This is a genomic window from Neptunicella plasticusilytica (assembly GCF_047922965.1).
In the GTDB taxonomy this organism is placed as follows: Bacteria; Pseudomonadota; Gammaproteobacteria; order Enterobacterales; family Alteromonadaceae; genus Neptunicella; species Neptunicella plasticusilytica.
Window position 1 is genome coordinate 4,243,878 of record NZ_CP150481.1, and the last position, 24,564, is coordinate 4,268,441.

General features: G+C 47.3%; 25 protein-coding genes. 13 read left to right on the plus strand and 12 right to left on the minus strand.

Annotation, left to right across the window (positions count from 1 at the left end; translation table 11 throughout):
* Positions 1-22: 22 nt before the first annotated feature.
* Positions 23-1,204: an NAD(P)/FAD-dependent oxidoreductase gene (locus tag V1467_RS19150; RefSeq protein ID WP_416306585.1), complete on the minus strand. Its 1,182-nt coding sequence runs from the start codon at positions 1,202-1,204 to the stop codon at positions 23-25.
* A 235-nt stretch (positions 1,205-1,439) separates the two neighbouring features.
* On the opposite strand from V1467_RS19150, the gene V1467_RS19155 reads away from it, so the two are divergent.
* Positions 1,440-1,829 carry a DUF3718 domain-containing protein gene (locus tag V1467_RS19155; RefSeq protein WP_416306586.1) on the plus strand — a complete coding sequence of 130 codons (390 nt, stop codon included), beginning with the start codon at positions 1,440-1,442 and terminating at the stop codon, positions 1,827-1,829.
* Positions 1,830-2,073: 244 nt separating this feature from the next.
* Positions 2,074-2,463: a DUF3718 domain-containing protein gene (locus V1467_RS19160; protein WP_416306587.1), complete on the plus strand. Its 390-nt coding sequence runs from the start codon at positions 2,074-2,076 to the stop codon at positions 2,461-2,463.
* Between the two features lie 85 nt (positions 2,464-2,548).
* Here V1467_RS19160 and V1467_RS19165 read toward each other — a convergent pair whose 3' ends face one another.
* From V1467_RS19165 to gmk, 10 genes are all read right to left on the minus strand, one after another.
* Positions 2,549-3,427 carry a hypothetical protein gene (locus V1467_RS19165; RefSeq protein ID WP_416306588.1) on the minus strand — a complete coding sequence of 293 codons (879 nt, stop codon included), beginning with the start codon at positions 3,425-3,427 and terminating at the stop codon, positions 2,549-2,551.
* A gap of 102 nt (positions 3,428-3,529) precedes the next feature.
* A complete protein-coding gene (locus V1467_RS19170; protein ID WP_416306589.1) occupies positions 3,530-4,003 on the minus strand; it encodes a peroxiredoxin in 474 nt (157 codons plus the stop codon).
* A gap of 26 nt (positions 4,004-4,029) precedes the next feature.
* Complete coding sequence (locus tag V1467_RS19175; protein WP_416306590.1) at positions 4,030-4,425, minus strand: DUF3224 domain-containing protein; 396 nt, start codon at positions 4,423-4,425, stop codon at positions 4,030-4,032.
* Positions 4,426-4,514: 89 nt separating this feature from the next.
* A complete protein-coding gene (locus tag V1467_RS19180; protein ID WP_416308727.1) occupies positions 4,515-5,279 on the minus strand; it encodes a class I SAM-dependent methyltransferase in 765 nt (254 codons plus the stop codon).
* Positions 5,266-7,341, minus strand: a complete 2,076-nt coding sequence (gene recG, locus V1467_RS19185) for an ATP-dependent DNA helicase RecG (RefSeq protein WP_416306591.1) — start codon at positions 7,339-7,341, stop codon at positions 5,266-5,268. The genes V1467_RS19180 and recG overlap by 14 nt, the downstream gene beginning before the upstream one ends.
* 7 nt (positions 7,342-7,348) lie before the next feature.
* A complete protein-coding gene (locus tag V1467_RS19190; protein ID WP_416306592.1) occupies positions 7,349-7,984 on the minus strand; it encodes a peroxiredoxin-like family protein in 636 nt (211 codons plus the stop codon).
* Positions 7,985-8,070: 86 nt separating this feature from the next.
* The gene (locus V1467_RS19195; RefSeq protein ID WP_416306593.1) at positions 8,071-8,451 is read right to left on the minus strand and encodes a RidA family protein; all 381 of its coding nucleotides are present in this window, start codon (positions 8,449-8,451) and stop codon (positions 8,071-8,073) included.
* A gap of 24 nt (positions 8,452-8,475) precedes the next feature.
* The gene (gene spoT / locus V1467_RS19200; protein WP_416306594.1) at positions 8,476-10,593 is read right to left on the minus strand and encodes a bifunctional GTP diphosphokinase/guanosine-3',5'-bis pyrophosphate 3'-pyrophosphohydrolase; all 2,118 of its coding nucleotides are present in this window, start codon (positions 10,591-10,593) and stop codon (positions 8,476-8,478) included.
* Positions 10,594-10,729: 136 nt separating this feature from the next.
* Positions 10,730-11,005: a DNA-directed RNA polymerase subunit omega gene (gene rpoZ, locus V1467_RS19205; RefSeq protein WP_416306595.1), complete on the minus strand. Its 276-nt coding sequence runs from the start codon at positions 11,003-11,005 to the stop codon at positions 10,730-10,732.
* A gap of 98 nt (positions 11,006-11,103) precedes the next feature.
* On the minus strand, positions 11,104-11,733 hold the full coding sequence (gmk, locus tag V1467_RS19210; protein WP_416306596.1) for a guanylate kinase: 630 nt from the start codon (positions 11,731-11,733) through the stop codon (positions 11,104-11,106).
* Positions 11,734-11,881: 148 nt separating this feature from the next.
* Here gmk and cyaY point away from each other — a divergent pair, with 148 nt between their 5' ends.
* From cyaY to V1467_RS19225, 3 genes are read left to right on the plus strand one after another with little or no spacing between them, the layout of a single operon-like run.
* Positions 11,882-12,205 carry an iron donor protein CyaY gene (gene cyaY, locus V1467_RS19215; RefSeq protein WP_416306597.1) on the plus strand — a complete coding sequence of 108 codons (324 nt, stop codon included), beginning with the start codon at positions 11,882-11,884 and terminating at the stop codon, positions 12,203-12,205.
* Positions 12,206-12,877 carry an alpha/beta hydrolase gene (locus tag V1467_RS19220; protein WP_416306598.1) on the plus strand — a complete coding sequence of 224 codons (672 nt, stop codon included), beginning with the start codon at positions 12,206-12,208 and terminating at the stop codon, positions 12,875-12,877.
* 33 nt (positions 12,878-12,910) lie between these two features.
* Entirely contained in the window at positions 12,911-13,321 is a 411-nt protein-coding gene (locus tag V1467_RS19225) for a DUF2914 domain-containing protein (RefSeq protein WP_416306599.1), read from the plus strand.
* Here the strand turns inward: V1467_RS19225 and V1467_RS19230 are convergent.
* Positions 13,315-14,844: an amidohydrolase family protein gene (locus V1467_RS19230; protein ID WP_416306600.1), complete on the minus strand. Its 1,530-nt coding sequence runs from the start codon at positions 14,842-14,844 to the stop codon at positions 13,315-13,317. The two genes, V1467_RS19225 and V1467_RS19230, sit on opposite strands and share 7 nt — an antisense overlap.
* A 273-nt stretch (positions 14,845-15,117) precedes the next feature.
* Here V1467_RS19230 and V1467_RS19235 point away from each other — a divergent pair, with 273 nt between their 5' ends.
* From V1467_RS19235 to V1467_RS19270, 8 genes are all read left to right on the plus strand, one after another.
* Positions 15,118-15,546 (plus strand): MarR family winged helix-turn-helix transcriptional regulator, encoded by a 429-nt coding sequence (locus tag V1467_RS19235; protein WP_416306601.1) that lies wholly within the window; start codon positions 15,118-15,120, stop codon positions 15,544-15,546.
* A 24-nt stretch (positions 15,547-15,570) separates the two neighbouring features.
* The gene (locus V1467_RS19240) at positions 15,571-16,650 is read left to right on the plus strand and encodes an HlyD family secretion protein (RefSeq protein ID WP_416306602.1); all 1,080 of its coding nucleotides are present in this window, start codon (positions 15,571-15,573) and stop codon (positions 16,648-16,650) included.
* 3 nt (positions 16,651-16,653) lie between these two features.
* Entirely contained in the window at positions 16,654-18,183 is a 1,530-nt protein-coding gene (locus tag V1467_RS19245; protein ID WP_416306603.1) for a DHA2 family efflux MFS transporter permease subunit, read from the plus strand.
* Between the two features lie 51 nt (positions 18,184-18,234).
* Complete coding sequence (locus tag V1467_RS19250; protein ID WP_416306604.1) at positions 18,235-19,002, plus strand: EAL domain-containing protein; 768 nt, start codon at positions 18,235-18,237, stop codon at positions 19,000-19,002.
* A gap of 80 nt (positions 19,003-19,082) precedes the next feature.
* A complete protein-coding gene (hemC, locus tag V1467_RS19255) occupies positions 19,083-20,018 on the plus strand; it encodes a hydroxymethylbilane synthase (protein WP_416306605.1) in 936 nt (311 codons plus the stop codon).
* Complete coding sequence (locus V1467_RS19260) at positions 20,015-22,021, plus strand: uroporphyrinogen-III C-methyltransferase (protein WP_416306606.1); 2,007 nt, start codon at positions 20,015-20,017, stop codon at positions 22,019-22,021. Before hemC ends, V1467_RS19260 begins: the two co-directional genes overlap by 4 nt.
* Positions 22,018-23,181: a heme biosynthesis HemY N-terminal domain-containing protein gene (locus V1467_RS19265; protein WP_416306607.1), complete on the plus strand. Its 1,164-nt coding sequence runs from the start codon at positions 22,018-22,020 to the stop codon at positions 23,179-23,181. Before V1467_RS19260 ends, V1467_RS19265 begins: the two co-directional genes overlap by 4 nt.
* A gap of 130 nt (positions 23,182-23,311) precedes the next feature.
* A complete protein-coding gene (locus V1467_RS19270; RefSeq protein WP_416306608.1) occupies positions 23,312-24,562 on the plus strand; it encodes a glutamate-5-semialdehyde dehydrogenase in 1,251 nt (416 codons plus the stop codon).
* Positions 24,563-24,564 lie beyond the last annotated feature (2 nt).

A 24,564-nucleotide genomic window follows, 5' to 3' on the forward strand; every position in this document is an offset into this window, starting at 1 on the left:
ATTATTTGGAAGAGTACACAAGCTACACCTCTTGCCCGGCTACCCAACCGGAGCTCCAGGCCCACTGGAAGTTAAACCCGCCTAGCCAGCCGGTCACATCCACCACCTCTCCAATAAAATACAAGCCTTCAATGTCTTTGGCCATCATGGTTTTGGAGGAGAGCTGATCGACGTTTACCCCGCCCAAGGTGACTTCGGCGGTGCGATAACCTTCAGTGCCGTTGGGTTTGAGTCGCCATGCTGTAAACGCTTCTGCAACCTCTTCCAGCTGTTTGCCCTGATATTGTTTAAGCGGCTTATTATCCAGAGCAAAATAACCGAGAGCGGTTTGCACAAAACGCTTGGGATAGAAACGTGCAAGGGTGGTAGACAGCAGAATATCCGGCTGTTGTATCTGGGTGTTAATCAGTTCAGCCAGCAAATCGCCATTGGGGAATAAATTAAACTCCACTGCCTGACCGGGTTGCCAGTAAGAGGATATTTGCAATACCGCCGGGCCACTTAGGCCACGATGGGTAAACAGGATATTTTCTTTAAACAGAGTGTTATTACACTCGGCGCTGGCCTCCAGTGAAATACCACTTAATTCTGCCAGTACATTTTTATCCTGTTCATGCAAGGTAAATGGCACCAGACCCGCACAGGTGGGCTTAATCGACAAGCCAAACTGTTCTGCTACTTTATAGCCAAAAGGGCTGGCACCCAGTTTTGGCATCGACAAACCGCCGGTAGCGATCACCAGCGATTCACATTGAAACTGGCCCAGGCTAGTTTCCAGTTTGAAACCGCTGCTATGCCTGTCGATACTTTGCACTGTACAGCCAGATTGCACTTTAGCGCCGGCTTTTTCACATTCGCTCAGCAACAGATTGACAATCTGTTTGGCCGAATCATCACAAAACAGCTGACCCAGTGTTTTTTCGTGATAGGCAATATCATAATCACTGACCAGCCCGATAAAATCCCATTGGCTATAACGACTCAAAGCCGATTTGCAATAATGGGGATTATCCGAAAGGAAGTTATCCGGCTCGGCATACATATTGGTAAAATTGCAGCGCCCGCCACCAGACATCAGGATTTTGCCACCAATACGTTTGGCATGGTCCAACACCAGCACAGAACGACCTCGTTTACCCGCCTGTGCGGCGCAGAATAATCCGGCAGCACCGGCACCAATAATAATCACGTCAACTTGCTGCATATTGATGTTTTGTTTCCTTAAAAAATATTAGAGGCTGCTGCTGCCTGAAAAGACAAATATGCAACAAAAATACGACTTGTCATTCTACTTGAAAAGCCCGCCAGACGCGCCCTAAAACAATTAGGTATGAATGAGTATACATAGGTACATTCGTCCCATCTATCCCGATATCAGAACCGGACGTATGATGCGCGCCGTCGAGACAATCTCATCAACAATTTTACGAGGCATCAACATGAAAAAATTACTGACTATCGCAGCGTTATCTACCGCCCTGATTGCTCCTGTGAGCTTTGCCGATGTTAACGAAGATCTGCAAAATATCTGCACTATCGTTAAAAACAACGACAAGGGTGAATTACGCAAGAAAATGCGTGCGGTACAAGACGACTATAACCTGCGTCTGGGTGACTTTTACACTGGCGTTTCTTGTGGTGGTAACAGCTTAATCCGCTATTCCATGCAAAATAATGCAACGGATGTCGGTACTTACATTATCAAGAAAATGTCTAAAAAAGACTTGGCTCAAGCTGAATCAGACGGCATGCCAATTCAACAATGGGCAGAAGCCAACGGTTTTATCGATTCTGAAATCGGTAAAGAGTTGTTAGCTCGCTTAAACTAATTGGGGGTCACTCGTCAGATTGTCTTGACGCCTCGACGGCGAGTGACATATCCCCCAGGCGTCTGATAAATAAGGGCTTTTTAGCCCTTTTTTATTGTCCTTAAATTATCATCTCCGAACTCCGATTGGTATTAATTAGTATACCTACGTACAAAATTACCCCCTGCAAAGCCAATTGGCGTTTTTTTAGACTGGTTTCCGTCAAGGCAATTTATGTTTATCAGAATTAAATGAGGCAATCATTATGAAAAATGTATTAACTATCGCAGCTTTATCTACCGTCTTAGTCGCTCCAGTGAGCTTTGCCGATGTCAATGAAGATCTGCAAAACATTTGTACTATTGTAAAAAACAATGACAAAGGCGAACTGCGCAAGAAAATGCGTTCTGTTCAACGTGATTACAATCTGCGCTTGGGTGACTTTTACACCGGTGTATCATGCGGGGGTAACAGTTTGATCCGCTACTCAATGCAAAATGCATCCGTTGACGTTGGCACCTACATGATCAAAAAAATGTCTAAAAATGATCTGGCACAAGCCGAAGCAGATGGCATGGCTATCCAGCAATGGGCCGAAGCAAACGGTTATATCGGAACCGAAATCGGTAAAGAATTACTGGATCGCTTGAACTAATTGGGGGCCACCCGTCAGATTGTCTTGACGCCTCGACGGCGGGTGGCACTTATCCCCAGGCGTCAAATATCAATAAAAAAGAGCCTTATGGCTCTTTTTTAGTCTCCGGCCCATTCTCTGCGTGGAGCGTGGATTCAGGGTCCAGTGCCTGCCGGCTGGCCAAACTCAATGCTGGATTGCGTAAGGTAATAATTTTGCGATTGGCAATTTTGGCTCGTAACACCGCATCGCGGATAAAATGGTATTCATCTAGCAATTTTTCTTGTCCACCCCGGTCAACCACCAGACGTAATCCTTTTTCCAGTCGCTCTGCTAGTATCTTGTTTTGCCGGTTAACAAAGAAAAACATCGGCGCGGGGTAATAGATCAACAGACTATCTTCTACTTCTACTCCGTCAAAACTGTCCACTTCATCCCAAATCTCTTGCAAACCTCGAGGAAAATAGTCAAATCTTCCCGCTTTAAGCATGGCAACCAAAGTCGATGCTGGCGCGGTAATCACTTTAAAACCATTGGCTTTCAAGATCTGCGTATCAGGCCAATCATAAGCCTGACCCGCCAGCTTTTGCTTAAGCTGTCGCTCGTCAAGATGATTAAACAGGCTTTGTGTGCCTTCGCGAATCATCAATAGACGATACCCCATAATGCCTTTAGCCAGCGGGATACGAATAGGTAGCAACTGCTGTTCCCTTGTTTCGGACGTCATCGTCCAAATCACATCCAGTTGTTCACCTCTTTTCAAAAGCTCAATCACTCTGCCCTGAAATACATCCACCGGCACTGGCACTAACGAATAGTCACCATATTCCTGTTGCGAAGCCTGAAGGGCGAGCTTGAGTAGATCCGCATAATAGCTGTCACGAAAGTCATCTTGGCTTTTATGGGTGATATGTCGGATTACATGTTGCTTTGCACTTGCCGGGAAAGCCAGAGTGAAGACTAGAAGAAAACACCAATATTTCATCAATACGCCGTCTTATCGATCCTTGAATGACTAAGCATAATACAAATTGCCCGGATAGATAGACTATCCGGGTTCACAATGACTCAATTATCGTCAATAAAATCAGACAAGGGCCAACATGCTCTGCGCGTCACTGACTTTAAATTCTTTAGGCTGTTCGACATTTAGCGTTTTTACCACTCCATTTTCCACCAACATCGCATAACGTCCTGAACGCACACCGCCAAAAGTACCGGTATCAGTATCCAGTCCGATCGCTTTGGTAAATTGGGCATCACCATCGGCCAACATCATAATATGTTCGGCATTGTGGTCTTTGCCCCAAGCTTCCATTACAAAGGCATCGTTCACTGCCAGACATATCACACTATCTATCCCCTTCGCCTTGAACTTGTCAGCCAGTGCTACATAACCGGGCAAATGAGCATTGGAGCATGTAGGTGTAAATGCGCCAGGAACCGCAAACAGCACCACTTTCTTATTGGTGAAAATATCGGCGGTAGTGGGGTTGCTGCCTTCGCCATTTTGACGCAAGGAAAAAGTGGCATCGGGTAATTTCTGTCCTACTTCAATCATTCTTTCGCTCCTGTAGTTGGTCGATTTCAGTTCATAATCTGATAATCGAAATGGTAAAAATGCTTGCCGTCACGACGTTCAATTTTCATGCTACCTGATAAACCGGTTAATTCACCTGTGCCAGAATCCGGGATCACTTCCAGTTGCAACCGATCTTTTGCTCTGTCCATAATGCCAAAATGCTGTAACACAAAGCTGCCTTGCTTACCTTCCAGTACGCCTACAACTTGTTCGATAGCCACATAACCTGCCGATCCTTCTACCTTGGTGAGAGCACTGAGCATTTCACCTTGGCTTTGGGCATCTAACCCGCCGTGGAAGGTTTTATCCAAAGACATGCGACCCAGTTGATTGCCTTGCTGACCTTGAGCGTAATTCTCGATTGGGGCTAACTTAACCTCAAACTCACCTGAAACTAGCATAGTTTTTCCTTGATTAGTCGAATAATAACGCTAGCAGCATAGCACGACGATATCCACTGTGACGATTAGGCTTGAGTCCGTTTACCCATTTAGTGGATAAGGTAGATATCAAAACGATTCGCTTTGCCTGCCATTTCTATCTGTGGCTTTTGATTGTTCAGGTAAGGCGCACCGGCAGGACGTTTTACCACCACTCTTTTACCGGCCATTTTCAGAGCGGGTTCCAGCAACAAATCAGCATCCTGATCCGGTCCCAGTAATTGCTGGAACAAGCGCATTTCTTTTTTGACCAGCGCGGACTTTTTGCGATGCGGGAACATCGGATCGAGATAAATCACATCCGGCTTTTCATCTTGCCAATTTTGCATTTTCTCGGTGGCTGCCCCTTGCAATAACTGCATGCGTTGACTAAACCAGTGGGCCAGATCCGGGTATTGCGATGCGCGCCGAATGCCATCTTCTAATAGCGCAGCAACGACGGGTGAACGCTCAATCATCTGCACCCGGCAACCTAAACTGGCCAAAATAAAGGCATCGCGGCCCAGACCGGCGGTACAATCCAGTACCGAGGGGCGTTCAGCCGTTTTTATTCCTGCTGCCTTGGCGACAGCTTCTTTTTTACCGCCCCCATGTTGGCGTCGGTAGGTCAACGCATCACTGGCAAAATCCACCCGCACACCACCGGTTTTTGGCTCATCCAGCTGTTTTAACTGCAAGCCGTCGTCATCCAGCATTAATACCAGACCTCTTTCGGCCTGACGAACCAACCTAAATTGCCACTTAGCCGCTATTTGTGCGGCTAATTCAATATGCACATCAGATTCTACCAATAACAAGTATTCAGGCATGACCATAGTCTTCACGATGAGCCAACCAGCGATTAATAATCGCCTGAGCATGCGACGGATGCTGATGCCAAATTCTATTCGCCAGCTCCAGTACTTGCGGGATCAATTCGGCGTCGCGCACCAGATCGGCTATTCTCAAATCGGCCAAACCGGTTTGTTTGGTGCCAAGTAATTCTCCTGGACCACGAATTTCCAAATCACGTTGGGCAATCAAAAAACCGTCATTACTTTCACGCAACACCGCCAACCGCAAATTGGCAGTTTTGGATAACGGATGCTGATATAGCAACACACAGTGGCTTTCAACCGAACCACGCCCGACCCGGCCACGTAGCTGGTGCAATTGCGCCAGTCCCAATCGTTCCGGGTTTTCAATAATCATTAGACTGGCATTGGGCACATCCACTCCCACTTCAATCACAGTGGTGGCAACCAGCAGATCCAGTTCGGCATCTTTAAACTGCTGCATAATGGCCTGTTTTTCTTTGGGTTTAAGTCGCCCATGTACCAAGCCGACCCGCAGTTCCGGCAACGCGGTATTCAGTGCAATGGCGGTATCTTCCGCCGCTTGGCACTGCAGTACCTCGGATTCTTCAATCAAGGTACAGACCCAGTAAACTTGGCGCTTTTCACCCAATGCGGCCTGGCGAACCCGTTCGATAATCTCACCACGACGGCTGTCCGGCACGACCACGGTTTTCACCGGTGTTCTGCCGGGTGGCAATTCATCAATAACCGACGTATCCAGATCGGCATAGGCTGTCATCGCCAAAGTCCGCGGTATCGGGGTGGCTGTCATAATCAATTGGTGTGGATATAAACCTTGTTGTTGGCCTTTTTCCCTCAATGCCAAACGCTGATGTACGCCAAAACGATGTTGTTCATCCACAATCACCAGTGCCAAATGTTGAAACTGTACCTGTTGCTGGAAAATAGCATGGGTCCCCACCAGCATCTGGATCTCGCCGCTGGCCAGATTATCCAATACCGCTTCCCGCGCTTTGCCTTTGAGCTTGCCCGCCAGCCACCCGAGTTTAATCCCCAGCGGTTCCAGCCACTGGCTAAAGTTGTTGGCATGCTGTTCGGCCAACAATTCGGTAGGTGCCATTAATCCCACCTGATAACCCTGACTCAGTGCCGACAACGCCGCCATGGCGGCAACCAGAGTTTTACCCGAGCCTACATCGCCTTGTACCAGACGCATCATCGGCCGGGACGTACTCATGTCACGCTGAATTTCTTCTACAACTCGTTGCTGTGCTGCTGTGGGTGCAAAAGGTAACGACGCTAAAAACTGCCGCAGTAGCTTTTGATCGGTTTGAATACTGCTTGCCTGATGCTGGTCACTTTGCTGACGGACTTTAAGTACACTTAAATGATGTGCCAGTAATTCTTCGATCACCAAACGTCGCTGGGCAGGATGTTTACCTTCTTGTAACAAGGATAATCCAACATCCGGTGGGGGCCGATGCACCAGTTTTAACGCTTCAGGTAGTGAAATTTGATCCTGATATAAACCGGCTGGCAACAATTCGGTTAGGCCATTTTTATCCAGAAAATCTAATGCCTGTTCGGTGAGGTTACGCAAGCTGATTTGCTTAAGTCCTTCGGTGGTGGGATACACCGGCGTGAGTGCTTCTTCCAGCGGTTTAACCTGGCTGTCATCCTGTAATTTATACTCAGGATGCATCATTTCCAGTCCGTATTTGCCAGCCCGAATCTCGCCAAAACACCGGAGTGTTTTACCAATCTGCAAATTATTCTTTTGCGCGGCAGTGAAATGAAAAAAACGTAAGCTGATACTGCCGGTGCCGTCACTGACTCGCACAATCAGCATACGACGTCGGGCAAAAGTGATATCTACCGCCTGTATGGTGGCTTCAATACTGGCATGAATATGTGGCATCAGATCGGCAACCGGATAAATCCGGGTGCGATCCTCATAACGATTGGGTAGATGGAACAGCAGATCCTGCACCGTCACCAGCCCTAACTTGGCTAACTTCTCGGCAACCATGCTGCCGACACCTTTAAGTTCAGTCAGGGATGTATGAGCGGGTGAATGCATTCCATGTCTATTTTACTAATGAAGTCTTGGCTGCATCATACAACAATTGCTCGGACACGCGCACTTTGAAGTTGGGGTTTACGTAGTTAAATTGAATAAGCCCGGACTGATCGGCGATGTACACTGCCGGAACAGGCAAGGCAACCCGCTCTGTATCGTATACATCTACAAATTCGACACCCAGTTTATTGCGATAAAGCTCCGCCGTTTTCTCGGGCAAAAAGAACGCCAGACCAAATGCACGAGTGGCAGCTAATTGATCGTCCGATAACAACATGACATTAAATTCGGATTTGACTTTTTGCGCTTGCAAACGGGCTGGTGAATCGGGCGAAATCGCAATAATTTGATATCCCAAATCGGTTAGTTTGCTCTCGATGTCTTTAAGACCGGCTAGCTGTCGGCTGCAATAAGGACACCAGCCACCGCGATAAAAAACCAGAATTGTCGGTTTTTGTGCAACTAATTGAGTCAGACCAACCGTTTCGCCGTCCACTGTTTTCAATTCGATAGCAGGAATATTTTGTCCGTTTAACAGCGGGGTAACCTGTTCCGGCTGTTCGGCAATCATCGTTCGGTCGAATGCCAATGTCACACTGGTGAATACCAAAAAAAACAGGCCTGGCAATATGCTTATTTTCATCTTTATCTCGATTTAAAATTAGGAATATTGTAAGACCTGCCTTTGTTCAGAATGCTTTCATGGCTGGAATATTCAAGATGAAGGTATTAAAGCTCCATCACGCCATCGATTTCAATCTGCACACCTTTAGGTAAGGCGCTAATCTGGATTGCCGCGCGCGCAGGGTAAGGCTGACTGAAATGCTGACTCATGATCTCGTTAACAGTAGCAAAGTTGCTCAGATCCGTCATAAAAATATTCACTTTAGCCAGGTCGTTCAAGCTGCCGCCAGCAGCTTCACAGACAGCCGACAAATTGGCAAAGACTTGCTGGGTTTGTTCGGCAAAATCTTCTGAAATCACTTCCATGCTGCTTGGCACTAATGGAATCTGACCGGATAAATAGACGGTAGACCCCACTTTAACGGCCTGACTGTATGTACCGATTGCCTGAGGCGCATTGGGTGTATTAATCACCGTTCTTGACATGTTTGTTCCTTACAATTGATTAGGTTATGACGATCTGGATTGACTGTGCCGGGATACACGCTGGACTTCCGGCATCACCCTGATTTTACGCATAATATTGGCTAAATGCAGGCGGTTATGAATAGTGATCTCCATATCGATATAATAAATATTGCTCTCTTTTTCTTCTGTTTGCAGCGATACGATGTTGGAATCATTGGTCACCACAGTATTGGTTAAGGTGGCCAAGGTACCCTGACGATTAATCAACTCGACCCGCAAGGCAGCTTTAAACTCACCCTGCGGCTCACTGTCCCAATGCATTTCAAGTACACGGTTAGGTTCTTCACGAACAATTCTGGCAATATTGCGACAGCCGTTCTGATGAATAACCATACCTTTGCCCGGACTCAGCAATGCCACCACTTCATCACCCGGAATAGGATGACAACAACGGGCATAAGACACCAACAGTCCTTCGGTTCCCTTGATCGCCACACGGCGTCCACTGGTTTGAATTTCTTCACCGCTTTCGCCCACCAGCCGACGGGCAATGATAGCACTGAGCTCGTTACCTAAGCCGATATCAGCCAACAGGGCGTTAAAGCTGCTATGCTTGGTTTCCTTCACCACCCGCTCGATATCTTTTAAGGCGATTTTCTCCAGTTTGGTATTACCTAATGCATGACGCAACAAACGGTTACCCATACTGATGGCTTCTTCAGAGCGTTGTTTTTTTAGATATTGGCGAATATAGGAACGGGCCTTGGCACTAACCACAAAGTTCAGCCAATTAGCATTCGGCTTGGCGCGCGGCGAAGTAATAATTTCCACTGATTGGCCGGTTTCCAGCGCACGACTCAACGACCAGGTTCGGCGATTGACCCGCACTCCCACACAGGAGTTACCCACATCCGAATGCACCGCGTAAGCAAAATCGACAGCAGTGGCACCGGTAGGTAATTCAATAATCCGGCCATCGGGGGTAAACACATAGATTTCGTCAGGGAACAGATCGGTTTTAACGTTTTCAATAAATTCAAATGAGGAACTGGCGCTTTGTTGCAATTCGATAATGGAGTTCATCCATTTTCTGGCCCTGACCTGGGCTGTGGTGCCTTTTTCTTCTCCCGGTTGTTTATACATCCAGTGGGCTGCCACGCCTTTGTCGGCCATATGATCCATTTCTTCGGTACGGATCTGGATTTCCACCGGAATACCATGTGGACCGACTAATGAGGTGTGCAATGACTGATAACCATTGGTGCGCGGGATCGCAACATAATCTTTAAACCGCCCTTCAATGGGTTTGTATAATCCATGCATGGCACCCAGGGCCCGGTAGCAGTTGTCGGTGGATTCCACCACCACCCGGAACGCGTAAATATCCATCACTTCGTGGAAATTCAGCTCCTTGTTTTTCATTTTGCGATAAATGGAATACAGGTGCTTTTCACGTCCCATTACCAGCGCGGATATTTTGACTTCTTCCAGGCGGCTACAGATTTCATCGTAGACGTTGTCGATAATTTCCTTGCGATTACCACGGGCTTGTTTAACCGCAGCACCCAGTGCGCGATATCGCATGGGATACATGGCCTTGAACCCCAAATCTTCCAGCTCGTTTTTGATATCGTGGATACCCAGCCGATGGGCAATGGGGGCATAAATTTCCAGCGTTTCCAGCGCAATCCGGCGGCGTTTTTCCGGCCGTAGCGCACCTAGAGTACGCATATTGTGGGTGCGGTCTGCCAGTTTGATCAGGATCACGCGAATGTCCTGCACCATGGCCATAATCATTTTACGAAAGTTTTCGACCTGCGCTTCTTTCTGGCTACCAAACTGCAACTTATCCAGCTTGGATACACCTTCCACCAAATCGGCTACTGTATCGCCAAACTGTTCGGCGAGATCGCTCTTGGTTAATTCAGTATCTTCAATCACATCATGCAGGATCGCTGCGACCAGCGTTTCAAAATCCAGACGCATTTCGGCTAGAATGCCGGCTACCGCGATTGGGTGGGTAATATAGGGATCACCACTGCTGCGCATCTGGCCATCGTGGGCTTCTCGACCAACTTTAAAGGCACGTTCGACATCAGCTACCTGCTCGGGTGGCAGATATTCGCTAATTTTGTTTTTCAGGCCTTCAAATAGATACACAAATCAACTACTAAAACGACGGTGAGTGGATGATTGTAGAATACGGATAAATATAGGCGTTGCCAACGACAGAACGCCGTTGGCACAAGATTTTACGGTCTTTTTGCGAGTACCCCGGCTAAAGACCCTAATTTTACTATTGTTGCTCGGCTAAAATATTCGCCACCGAACTAAAGTCCGCTTCTTCCTGAACGCGTTGATCATGCATTTCTTCTTGATCAACAGTTTGAGCCGTTACCAGACCCAATTCAATTTCGCGTAACGCTACTACAGTAGCTTTATCATTACCCATATCTACTTTGGGATCTTTGCCTTCGATGGCAATTTGACGGGCGCGACGTGCTGCAACCAGAATCAAATCAAAACGATTGCCAACTTTTTCAATAGCGTTTTCAACTGTTACACGGGCCATTCTATTCTCCGTCAATGTCTTGGGGGTTGAAAAAAGGTTGCATAGTTTACTCAGTAATCAATTGCAATACCAGTGGTTATTCGACCGAATTGCGCTGATTATTCTGCGAGCAATTCAGTAAACAGCTTTTTATGCCTAACGACTTGCTGCGCTCTTAGGCATCGCTGGGCACAAACGATACTTTCCAGTTCTTTTAGCGCCTGATCAAAATCATCATTAACCAGAATATAATCAAATTCATCGTAATGCTCTATTTCCGCTCTGGCCAACGCCATGCGTTGTTCAATCACTTCGGCGGAATCCTGACCACGGCCGGTTAGACGATGGCGTAATGCCTCACGCGAGGGAGGCGCAATAAAAATGCTGTTGGTATCCGGTAACTGGGCTTTAACTTGGCGGGCGCCCTGCCAATCAATATCCAGAAAAACATCAATACCTTGCTGCAAGGTGTTTTCAATCACCGTTCTGGACGTACCGTAATAATTGCCAAACACTTCGGCCCATTCAAACAAATTGCCCTCGGCTATCTGCTGTTTAAATTCGTCCTGGCTGACAAAATGATAATGTTTGCCGTTCTGTTCTCCGGGTCGCATGGCCCTAGTGGTGAGCGAAACCGACAACTGCATTGAACCATCGTGGCATTTATCGAGCAACGCTTTAATTAAACTGGATTTTCCACCACCAGAAGGGGCAGCAAGGATAAATAGATTGCCGGGAGCTTGAGTCATAGGAATTATTTTCGGTTTTTCAAAGCCCGCGATTCTAGCACAATGACGGTCAATTTGACTATTTCCGGCAATTACTGCAGACAGGGCTTGATCCGTTGGCTTTTTTTACTGACCATAGCTTTCCCTCTTAGAATCGAGATACTGAATTATGCAAGATTCCGAATATCATCAACGGGTTGATGATCTGCTCCTGGTTATCGAAGAAGCACTGGATGTATGTCCGGTCGATATCGATTATGAATCTGCGGCTAGCATTCTGACCTTGACCTTTGTCAATGGCACCAAAATCATCATCAACAAGCAACCTCCTCTTCATCAAATCTGGGTGGCGACCAAATTTAATGGTCATCATTTTAATTTTGAGGATGGTAAATGGATTGATGAACGTACCGGGGCCGAATTTTGGCAGTTTATCGATCAGGCCGCCAGCAAGCAGGCCGGGCAAGATGTAGTGCTAAGCGCGGGAGCCTGAATGAGCGATAATCTCTTACCCTATGTTGAGGTCAATCCCGACAAACCGGCTACTGCCGTGGTTATCTGGCTGCATGGTCTTGGTGACTCTGGTAACGGTTTCGCGCCTATTGTGCCGGAATTAAACTTACCGGAAGAGCTCGCCATTCGTTTTGTGTTTCCCCATGCTCCGATACGGGCGATTACCATTAACAATGGCTATCAAATGCGGGCCTGGTACGACATCAAATCGATGGAACTGGATAAACGCGCGGACGCCGCGGGAGTGCGTGAGTCAGCCGAATTAGTTAAAACGCTGATTGAAAGGGAAATTGCCCAAGGAATAGAAGCCAGTCGAATCGTGCTGGCAGGGTTTTCCCAAGGAGGAGTTATTGCGCTGCATCTGGCTACCCGCTTCGAGCAAAAACTGGCCGGAGTCATGGCGTTATCAACTTATATGAGCGAACCAGACACCTTGGAACAACAGGCTCACCCGGCGAATCAGCAAACACCGATTTTAATGTGTCATGGCCGTTCTGACGATGTGGTTCCCATGGCTTATGGACAACAGGCTTGCCGGCGATTGCAACAATGCCAGTATCAGGTGGAGTGGCACGATTATCCGATGCAACACAATGTGTGCCTTGACGAGTTGCAAACCATCTCTAACTGGTTACAAGCCCGCTTGGCTTAATCGGCTAACGCTCTTTCGGATAGGTTAGAATAGATGAAAACACTGATGTTAATCATGCTGCTACTATCTGGTTTTGCCACTGCTGAACCGCAGATTAGCGAGTTGCAGCTAACCACCTTTATCCAGCAAAGACAGCCTGTAGACAACCTGAATCATCAGGTTCTGATCGAAAAAGGCCAAATCGGTAAAGTCTATTTTTATACCCGAGCCGAAAATCTGGCCAATAAACAGATTATTCATCGCTGGTTATATCAGGGGCAACATAAAGCCGATGTGACCCTGACCATTGGCAGTCAAAACTGGCGAACCTATTCGAGCAAACGGATCCGCCCTGACTGGACCGGGAAATGGCAGGTCCAGGTATTGGTGGATGAGCAGATCATCGCCCGCTATGACTTCGATGTGCAGTTGTCTGATACGGAGGATACGGCGACAAATCAGTGATTTTGCGCCGATAGCTGTTGTCGTTCCACGACCTTGCCCTTTATCACCACCAGTTTGATGCTATCGAGTGCAGCATAATCTGTTCTTGGGTCTTTGCTCAGCAACAGCAAATCAGCTCTTTTATCCACACTGATACTGCCAATTTCCTGTTCCAGTCCAAAAAATCGCGCATTATTAATGGTGGCAGCACGAAACCATTGCAAAGCTGAGATACCCGCGTCTCGCCAGCGCTGGGCTTCCAGATAGCCGTTATAACCAGTGGGATTGGCGTAGGTAAGGTCGCTGGGCGTATCGCTGCCAAACAGAAACAAACTGTTGTCCGTGGCAGTATGCTGATCCAGATATTTTACAGTCGCAGTCAATCTGGCCAGTGGCTTGGCATCGAGTTGTTGCCATGAATTGTGCTGCAGAAAGCTTTTGATATAGGGGATTTCCAGCGCACTTCGGGTTGCAAATTGCCCAGCGTCGGTTTGGTACCAGTCAAGTACCTGGGCAGGAACCGCCTGCTTAATTTGCTTTGATTGCAAATACTCCGGATCATGCAGATCCCTTTCGCCATATAACACCTGAAAGGTTGGCTGCTGTTTAATATTTTTGACTATCGCCGCATCCAGTATTTGCCGAATTTCACCGGTCAATTCAGTTTGGTCCGCGTCATCCCATGTCCACATCCCATGCGCAAACGCATCCACGCCTGCCTTTACACCGATCTGCTGGGCTTGCTGTGAATTAGCATGTAAGAGCACTGGCAAGTCAAGTTGATGAGCTTGAGCCACTAATTCCTGCAATAACGCCAGCGAGGGCACTGGCCAGTTTCCATGTCCGCCAAACCCTGATTCATAATGACTTTTGACACATATCGCACCATCTTGCTGGATACGTTTTACTGCTGCTTTGGGGCGATGAGACTGGTATTCGCTGTCGCTGGCAAACCTTTCTCGATGTGTCTCATCCACAATAAAATTAGGTACCGCCTGATAGCGGTACTGTTCGGGAATAAAATAGGTTGGATAACCGTCCATCACAGGCGCAGCACCACAGAAATAGGCTTGCGGCCGCAATGGCTGTTTATTCCAGTGCTCAATATCTTCACCGGCCGAATTGAGATCAACCACCGAAGTAAAGCCGTAGTACAAATAACTCAAGGGAATATGTTGGCGGGCCATCAAGTTGATATTGGGGAATTCTATTTGCTGTTTACCGGTCATGCCGGGCACCCCTCCCAAATGGGTATGGCTGTCTATTAGCCCGGGAGCCAGGAAGTAGCCCTTACCCTCTATCACCTGTATCTGTTTGGCTAATGACGCTTTTAAATTTGGTTCGATGCGGCTAATCCGTTCATTCTCAATCAGTACATCAACAGGTTGCGAACTTTGCGTTGTCTGTGGATTGGCAATCACCACTTGACTGATAAGCAGTGAGTTCTGTATCGAGTCCGAGCTATTGCCACTATCAGCAAAAGCAACCGGCAACCCGGCATAAGGCAACGTGACCAGCAAGGTTTTTAACAACTTGCTCAACATAAATATAATCCTTTAGATCATTACGAGATTCACAGCACAGCAGCTAGTGTGCCAGTTTTAAAAACGACTTAACTATTTGATTTATATATTTATTGCATTATTTTTTGTTTAGCTTATGAAACCAGTTTAGTTGAATTCATCGTTTTTTAGTCAATCAGCTCACCAATTTAACCATCCCCGCTGTTCCCTTGCCATTCTCCGCGATAAATCTGATTGACAAATAGAAAGCAATAAATATAATAACGTATACTTACTATATTGATAGGTTATTTTATGAGCTCACAAGAAAATACCCTGGGTTTTCTGATGGCAGATGTGTCGCGCTTGATGCGACGCGCCTTTCAACTTCGTCTGGAAGGTAGCCAGGTCACTTTGGCCCAAGCCCGGGCGCTCACTTACGTATCACGCAATGAAGGCGTGCGTCAGATTGACTTGGCCGAATTACTTGAAGTACAGCCTATTACTTTAGCTCGCTTAATTGACCAGTTAGAACAGACCGGTTTGGTTGAACGTCGGCCTGCTCCCGGAGACAGAAGGGCATATCAAATTTTCCTGACCGAAGCCGCCGCGCCACAACTGGAAGAAATCAAACGGGTTGGACTGGAGATTAAGCAATTTGCCTTTAGTGATCTGGATGATCAACAAACCGAACAGTTTATGGCCGCTCTTGAACAAGTGCGTGACCGATTAAACACCATTTAATGAAATTCCCGGAGTCGTCTGTTTATGAGCAGTTCCCCCAACAACACTGAAACCGCTGCAGTCCATAGCCAACAAAAACACAGGAATGGCGTTAAGCGCCTGATCCTGATGGTGATTATCCCGGCACTGGCACTTGTCGGGGCAGGCTATTTTTATTTAAAAGATGGCCGCTATGTCGATACCGACAACGCTTATGTTAAGGCGGACAAGGTTCAGATCAGTGCCGAAGTAGCGGGCACAGTCAGTAAAGTGCTGGTACAGGAAAACCAGAGTGTCACTGCCGGACAAGTCTTGTTTCAGCTTGATCCACAGCCCTATCAGGTAGCGGTTGATAAAGCACAGGCCCGTTTGTCACAAGTTTACACCGACATCGCTGCACTAAAAGCCAGTTATCGAGAAAAGCAGGCCGAGATTTCGCTGGCACGCAGCAAATATGCTTTCCAAACCCGCGAGCAAAAGCGCCAGGCTGATCTGCTAGCCAAAGATTATATTTCACCAGCGACCTATGACGATGCCAAACAGAACACAGATATAGCCGGTTTGCAGATTGTTGCCGTTGAAGAAGATTTAAAACGTATTGCCGTTACTTTGGGCGGCAGTGTTGATACCCCTATAGAGCAACACCCCAATTATCTGGCCGCCAAAGCAGAACTGGAACAAGCTAAGCTGGACTTGGCCAGAACTCAGATACATGCGTCGCTATCAGGTATTGTACGAGTTCCACCTAAACCGGGCCAATATCTGGTCGCCGGTCAAACCTCGATGACATTGATCGTCAACAATAATCTGTGGGTAGAGGCCAACTTCACCGAAACCGGATTAACTCATGTTAAACCGGGTCAGCCGGTAACAATCAAAATTGATACTTACCCCGATGCCGAATGGACAGGGACTGTTGAAAGTCTCAGCCCGGCCACCAGCGCCGAGTTTTCAGTTATCCCTGCCCAAAACGCTACCGGTAACTGGGTTAAAATTGCCCAGCGGGTACCCGTTCGAATTAAGTTAAAAGCGGATGAACAATTACCGCCACTGCGCGCAGGACTAAGTGCCATTACCGAAATCGACACAGGTTACAAACGTCAATTGTTCGGGATCACGCTGTAAGCTATGAGTACTACCACTCTAGATTCGGCTATACCGGACGACAAGGCTTCAACTAATCGCGGCTGGATCACATTATCGGTAATGCTAACCACTATTATGCAGGCATTGGATACTACCATTGCCAATGTGGCTTTGCCCCATATGCAAGGTTCAATGGGAGCCACCCAGGATCAGATTTCCTGGGTGTTGACCTCCTATATTGTGGCGGCCGCCATCTGTATGCCCTTGACCGGATTCTTATCTGCCCGTTTTGGACGTAAAAAGCTGTTTTTGTGGTCTGTAGTGGGATTTACCCTGGCATCGATGTTGTGCGGGGCCGCCCAAAGTCTTAACCAGATTGTGATCTTCCGTTTATTGCAAGGGGTGTTTGGTGCCAGCCTGGTGCCGCTCTCCCAGTCGGTGCTATTGGACAGCTATCCCAAAGAAAAACATGCTTCGGCCATGGCAATGTGGGGGGTAGGGGTTATGCTAGGACCAATACTGGGTCCTTCCCTCGGCGGCTGGTTAACCGAATATTACAACTGGCGCTGGGTATTCTATATCAATCTACCTTTCGGCCTGCTAGCCTGGTTTGGTTTGATGACCTATGTCAAAGAAACTCCGGTGGATAGTTCACGCCGTTTTGATTATACCGGTTTTGCCCTGCTCAGTTTGAGTATCGGCGCCCTGCAGATGATGCTGGATCGCGGCCATTCTCTGGACTGGTTCAACAGTTATGAGGTAATTATCGAGGCCGCATTAGCCGCCGGTGCACTGTATCTGTTTGTGGCGCACATATTTACCTATAACAATCCCTTTATTGAACCCGGTTTGTTCAAGGATCGTAATTTTAGTATCGGTTTGATATTTATTTTTGTAGTTGGGGTCATACTGCTGGCCACCATGGCATTGCTGCCACCTTTTATGCAAAATCTGATGGGGTATCCGGTGATTGATGTGGGCCTATTGTTAGCTCCTCGCGGTTTTGGCACCATGTTTGCGATGATGGCAGTGGGGCGCATGGCCGGTAAAGTCGATGTGCGGCTGAGTATCTTGTTGGGATTAATATTAACCAGCTTTTCGTTATGGGAAATGACGTTATATACCACCGATACCCAGGGATTCGAGATCATCAGAACGGGTGTCATACAAGGATTAGGCTTGGGTTTTATCTTTGTGCCTTTATCTACCATTACCTTTTCGACACTCGACCCCCATTATCGTAATGAGGGCACCGCGCTATTCAGTTTAATGCGTAACATTGGTAGCAGCATTGGTATATCCGTAGTGATGACTTACTTCGCTCAACGCACCCAGATCAATCATGCAGCATTTGCCGATTATATTTCTCCGTTGAATCAGGCGCTAGGGCAGGCTGTAGAATCCGGTAGCCTGAATATGAGTTCACCACAAGGTCTTGGTCAAATCAATAATATGGTCACCCGAGAGGCTGCCACCTTGGCCTATTTGCAGGATTTTCGCATGATGATGTGGGTTACCCTGGCGGCTATTCCGATGTTATTTCTATTTAAAGGTAAGGGTCGGACAAGTTGAGATGCGTTATTCAAGACACTACTATAAGTTAAACTTTACAAAAACACCGTTATGAATAAACCTGTCGATTTTACTGAATTGAGCTGCAGCCAATGCACCAAAGGTGCAGGTCTGGATTTTGATTTTTCGATGGCTTTTCAACCTATTGTCGACACGTCGAACAAATCGGTTTTTGCCTATGAAGCGTTAGTTAGAGGGCCAAAGGGAGAATCTGCCTTTTCAATCCTCAGCCAAGTAAATGAAGTCAATCGCTATCGTTTCGATCAGAGTTGCCGTGTCAAGGCGATTCAACTAGCCTCCAAGTTAGGTATCGAGTGCTTTGTCAGTATCAACTTTTTGCCCAATGCGGTTTATAAACCGGAGCTATGCATCCGCACCACTTTGCAGGCAGCGAAAGAATACCGGTTTCCTGTCGAGCGTATTTTGTTTGAATTGATTGAAGACGAACAGGTGAGCGACATTCCTCATCTAAAAAACATTATATTGAGCTACCAACAGATGGGCTTTAAAACTGCGCTAGACGATTTCGGTGCTGGCCATTCCGGTTTAAATTTACTGGCCAACTTTCAACCTGACTTGTTAAAACTGGATATGGAATTGATTCGTAGTATTGATAGCGATTCGGTTAAACAAGCCATCGTAAAACGGACCATCCAACTGTGCAAAGATTTGAATATCAAAATTTTGGCAGAAGGTGTGGAAACCCAAGCCGAATTTGACTATTTGCAGCATACCGGGATCGATTTATATCAAGGTTACTATATCGCTAAACCGGAATTTGAAGGGTTACCCCATATTAACCCGACTATTTTCGGCTAATATTCTGCAGGCTTGATTTTAACTGTCCCGGGATTTTCTGGTAAGATTGGCTTTCCAATTTACCCCTCTGAGACTGATGAATGACTAATCGTGTAATCCGCATCGCAACCCGCAAAAGTGCCTTGGCTTTGTGGCAAGCTGAGTACGTTAAGTCTGCCTTGCAACAGGCACATGCGAATTTGCAGGTAGAGCTGGTACCGATGACCACTAAAGGCGATCGTATTCTGGATGCACCGTTGGCAAAGGTCGGTGGTAAAGGACTGTTTATAAAAGAACTGGAAGTGGCAATGCAACAGGGCAAAGCCGATATTGCCGTGCACTCTATGAAAGACGTTCCGGTCGAATTCCCGCACGGTTTTAGTATTCATGCCATCTGTGAACGTGAAGATCCCCGCGATGCCTTTGTATCCAATACTTGTGAATCAATCTCTGCACTGCCACAAAATGCAGTAGTAGGAACGTCCAGTTTACGTCGTCAATGCCAATTACGTCACCACCGCCCCGATCTGATCATTAAAGACTTACGCGGTAATGTTAATACCCGGCTGGCCAAACTAGACGCCGGAGAATATGACGCAATTATTCTGGCATCGGCCGGTTTGCTACGCCTGGATATGGCAGAGCGGATCCGCAGTTATATCGAACCACAGGAATCATTACCTGCTGTGGGACAAGGAGCCGTAGGGATTGAATGTCGTGATGAAGATGCTGAACTCATTGCCCTGTTGCAACCCTTGCATCATCAGCCAACCGCTGTTTGTGTTAAGGCCGAGCGGGCATTAAATAAAACATTACAAGGCGGCTGTCAGGTACCGATTGGCAGCTATGCCGAACTGGATGACGAGAAGCTGTTTTTAAGAGGGTTAGTCGGCGCGGTTGATGGTAGCAAAATCCTTTATGCCCATTTAAACGGCCACAGCCGGGATGCTGAAGAGATGGGTATTCAGGTGGCGCACGCATTACTGGAACAAGGCGCAGACCATTTATTGCAACAAGCTTATCAGGATGAGTTATGAGTGAGTTTCTGCTGTTCAGGCCCCAACCCAAGTGTGAACTGAGTTGCCAGAAAATGCGCGACGCAGGTCTAACTGTACACGGGTTACCGTTGCAGGCAATTTCTGCTGATGAAAATGAAATTAAACGTTTCACTGAGCAATTCACGGCATTACCCGCCAAATCTTGTGTGGTCTTCACTAGCACCTATGCTGCGGAATTTGCCGTTAAGGCGATGAACAACACAGCATGGCCAGCACAGTATAGCTATTTTGCTGTGGGTAAAAGTACCGCCAGTATTTTGCAGCAAGCCGGTATTAACGTTCGCCTGCCCAAACGATTCGATTCTGAAGGGCTGCTGGAAATGGCCGAACTTATCGATGTGGCTAACAAAACCGTTGTTATTGTTAAAGGCCATCACGGCAGAATGGAACTGGATAAAGAGTTGACTGAGCGCAAGGCCGAGGTGCAAGTCTACAATCTCTATCAGCGCACATCCATGGAACTGGAAAAGGCAAGGCAGACTTGGCAAAAACCGGCAATACAATGCATTATTGCCACCAGCGGTGAGCAGGTCGAACTGGCGTTTGAACAATTTGACTCTGAATGGTTGTGCTCGCTAACCTGGATTACCGTGAGCCAGCGTATTGTAGATATACTAGCCGGTAAGGATGTCAGCAAGGTAATACTCAGCACTGACGCCACCGATGACGCATTAATTACAAGTGCAAAGCAATTTTTGGAGCAGCAAGCTATGACAGAGTCGCAAGGGCGGGACAAGCTCAACAAGCTCGAAAAAGAGATCAAGCAGGAACAACAATCCGCAGTAAAACAGACAGTAGCCAAATCTGCTCCAACCGCTGATTCTGTTTCTGCGAACAAAGCCGCTGCCACCCCCCCTGAAAGAAAACAGATTAGTGCCACGGGTGGCTGGTTTAAACTGCTGACACTGGTTAATTTTTTAATTTTGCTGGCCATGGCCGCCGGTGCATACTGGTTTTGGCAACAATGGACCGCCAATCAACAGATTCAGCAACAGCAACTAGACAGCCAACTTCAAACTCAACAACACCGATTAAGCTCCCAACAGCAGGCGCTCACCGAATCATTACAGGATTTTCAGAAACGTCTTGAGAATGCCCAGAATCAGGAAGTCGACCAGTTTGCCTCACAAGTGGATAGGCTGACGCAACAGGTCAAGACCAACCAGCAACATTTGCTGGACATGTCTGGCCGCCGCCCCAGCGACTGGTTAATTGCCGAAGCTGATTATCTGGTGCGCATGGCAGGCCGTAAACTGTGGCTCGAACATGATGTTGCGACAGCAGTGCTGATGCTGCAATCTGCCGATGCCCGACTGGCAGGTATGAATGATCCCAGTTTACTGCCGGTGCGGGAGAAAATAGCCGATGATATCCAAACCCTGAACCTGATTAATCCGGTTTCATTACCGGAGTTGGCATTACAATTAACCGCCATGCTTAAACAGGTAAATAACTTGCCGCTGGCCATGATCCAGTTACCGGAATCCGATACTGCGGAAAATAGCCAGTCATTATCTGATTCTGTGGGCGACTGGCAGACCAACCTGGCCAAAAGCTGGCATGCTCTGGTCGATGATTTTATTACTGTGCGTCGTCGAATTGATAATGTGCAGCCGCTCCTAAACGAACAACAGCAATGGCTGGTAAGAGAACAACTCAAACATTATCTGCAACAAGTACAGTTAGCGGTATTACGTGAGCAAACCGAGCTTTTTGCGCCTTTACTGCAATTAGCCCAACAAAATATCCAGCAGTATTTTGAATTGAAAGATAACCGGGTTAGCCAGTTTAAGCAGCAATTGGAGCAGCTCGCCAACACCGATATTAGCCGCCATTATCCGCAACAATTGCAGTCGACTCGACCATTGCAGGACTTGTTGCAGCAGCGGGTTTCGCGGGTATATGACAATAGTGCCCAATCTCAGATTCAGCCAGTTCAGAAATCTTCCCCCGCCATCAATGATGAGGATCCAACCCTATGATCCGCATGATACTGCTTTTATCTGCGCTGGTGATTGGCTTGATTGTCGGCCCTTATTTTATTGGCCAAAAAGGGTATGTACTGATTGCACTGGGTAACTGGACAGTGGAGATGAGTGTTGTCAGTCTGGGCATTCTGGTGGTCACCTTTATTGTCATTTTCCTGTTGCTGGAATGGCTGATTAAGCGTTTATACCGAGGCTTTGGCGGTTCTTTCAGTTTCTTCAGCCGCTGGCGCAACAAGCGTAAAAACAGTGCTTATATCAAAGGTATGCTGGCTCTGGATGAAGGTCATTATGTTGAAGCACAGAAACAGTTCAGCAGAATCGATGCCGATAATTTGACTGGTGTAGATCTGCTGGCCGCCGCTCAGGCGGCAACCAAATTAAATCAAACCCATAAAGCCAAACAATTATGGCAACAGGCTGCACTGGATCCTGTTACTGAACTGGCAGCCAAACTCCATCTGATCAGAAACTGTTTGAGTAATGACAAAGATAAGGAAGCACTGACTCTGCTAGAAGAGCTTGATGACAAGCATCTCCAACATCCTGCAGTGGCGCAATGCTGGATTGAGCTATTAGCCAAACAGGGACGCTGGCAAGAACTGAAAACCCAATTAAAAGGCTGGAAAAAAATCCTTAGTCTGGAAAGCTACGCCTACTGGATGCAGCAATCTTCCAAGGGTATTTTTGCCGAGGTGGCCAGCAAGCAGGGTGCTATCCAGCTGAAAAAAACCTGGCAGGAGTTGCCCCGTTCAGATCGCAAAGATCCAGCCCAACAAGCTGCTTATATCAAGCAGTTAATTGGTCAGGATATGCATAATGACGCCGCCAACGCGTTAGTCGATTTTCAGCCGCAACCCGACCCTCTGCTCGTTCCATTGTTTAAATTGTTACGTATCAACAACCCAACCACGGTGATTAAAAAACTGGAGAGCTGGCTAAAATACGATGAGTTTAATTTGGAACTGCTAAGCGCGTTGGGTCATGTCGCTTTCCATGCCAAACAATATCAATTAGCCGAAAAAGTGCTGGTTAAACGAATAGGTTTGGCTAAAGACAACGCCGATTTATTGCTATTGGCGCAAATTAAAGAAGTACTTGGGCAACAGACCGAGGCACTGGCGTTGTACAAAAAAAGTACCCAAATACAGTTGTGATATACTAGAAGCTGTTTATCTTTCCAGCTAGTTATAACTGATACAAGGATCGAATTGATTTTTGAGCCAGTTTAAGTAACTTTTACTATCTGGAAAACTCTTCTTTTCATCAATAAAATCGGGATTTTATATGACATTCTCTATGGCAGATATGGCGCGTAAAGCGCAAATCGCCTCAAGACAACTTGCCAGACTCTCCTCAACTCAAAAAATTACCGTATTGGAACGCATTGCGGATCTACTGGTACAGCAAACCGACAACATCCTCAAGGCTAACCAGCAGGATATTCAGGCCGCAGAACAAGCGGGCCTGGCCGCTGCGATGTTAGACAGATTGCGCCTGTCACCCAAAGCCATTAAAGATATCGCCAATGCCGTGCGCGAAATTGCCGGTCAGCAGGATCCTGTGGGTGCAATCACTTCCATCCAGCGTCGCCCGAGCGGCATCGAAGTGGGTAAAATGCGTATCCCCCTGGGCGTTATTGCGATGATTTACGAATCACGTCCGAATGTCACTATTGATGCAGCCGCGCTGTGCCTAAAAGCCGGTAATGCCGTTATTTTACGCGGAGGCAAAGAGGCACTGCATTCTAATTTGGCATTAGCCAAATGTATTGAAACAGCATTGCAAGAAAACGGGCTGGATAGCGCAGCTGTAGTTGTCGTGCCGGATCCGGACAGGGCGATTATGAATGAGCTGATGACCCTCAACCAATATGTCGATTTGATTATTCCTCGCGGTGGTGAAGGCCTGATCCGTTTTGTATCGGAAAATAGCCGGGTACCGGTTATTCAGCACTTTAAAGGCGTGTGCCACTTTTATGTGGATGATGCAGCGGATTTGAACAAAGCACTGAGCCTGCTGGATAACGGCAAAGTACAGCGCGTTAGTGCCTGTAACTCGTTAGAAACCTTATTGGTGCATAAAGATATCGCCGAGCAATTCTTACCGATGGCAGCCAAAATGTTCAAACAGAATCAGGTAAAAGTGCATGCCTGTGAACAGAGCTTAAGTTATTTTGAGGGTGCAGAACCGGCCACCGAAGCAGATTGGGATGCCGAATATCTGGCCCTCGAGATCGCGGTACGGATAATCGATGACTTTGATGCCGCCATTGCGCATATTGACCAGTACAGTTCGGGCCATACCGAAGTCATCGCCACTCAGGACTATTCGCGAGCACAGAAGTTTATCCGAAGCATTAACTCGGCAGTCGTCATGGCTAACGCATCGTCACGTTTTTCCGATGGTGGTGAGCTGGGATTAGGAGCCGAAATCGGTATTTCGACCAGTAAACTGCATGCCTACGGCCCAATGGGGGTAGAATCCCTGACCACCGAGAAATTTATTGTGTTGGGAGATGGTGAAATCCGTCACTAATA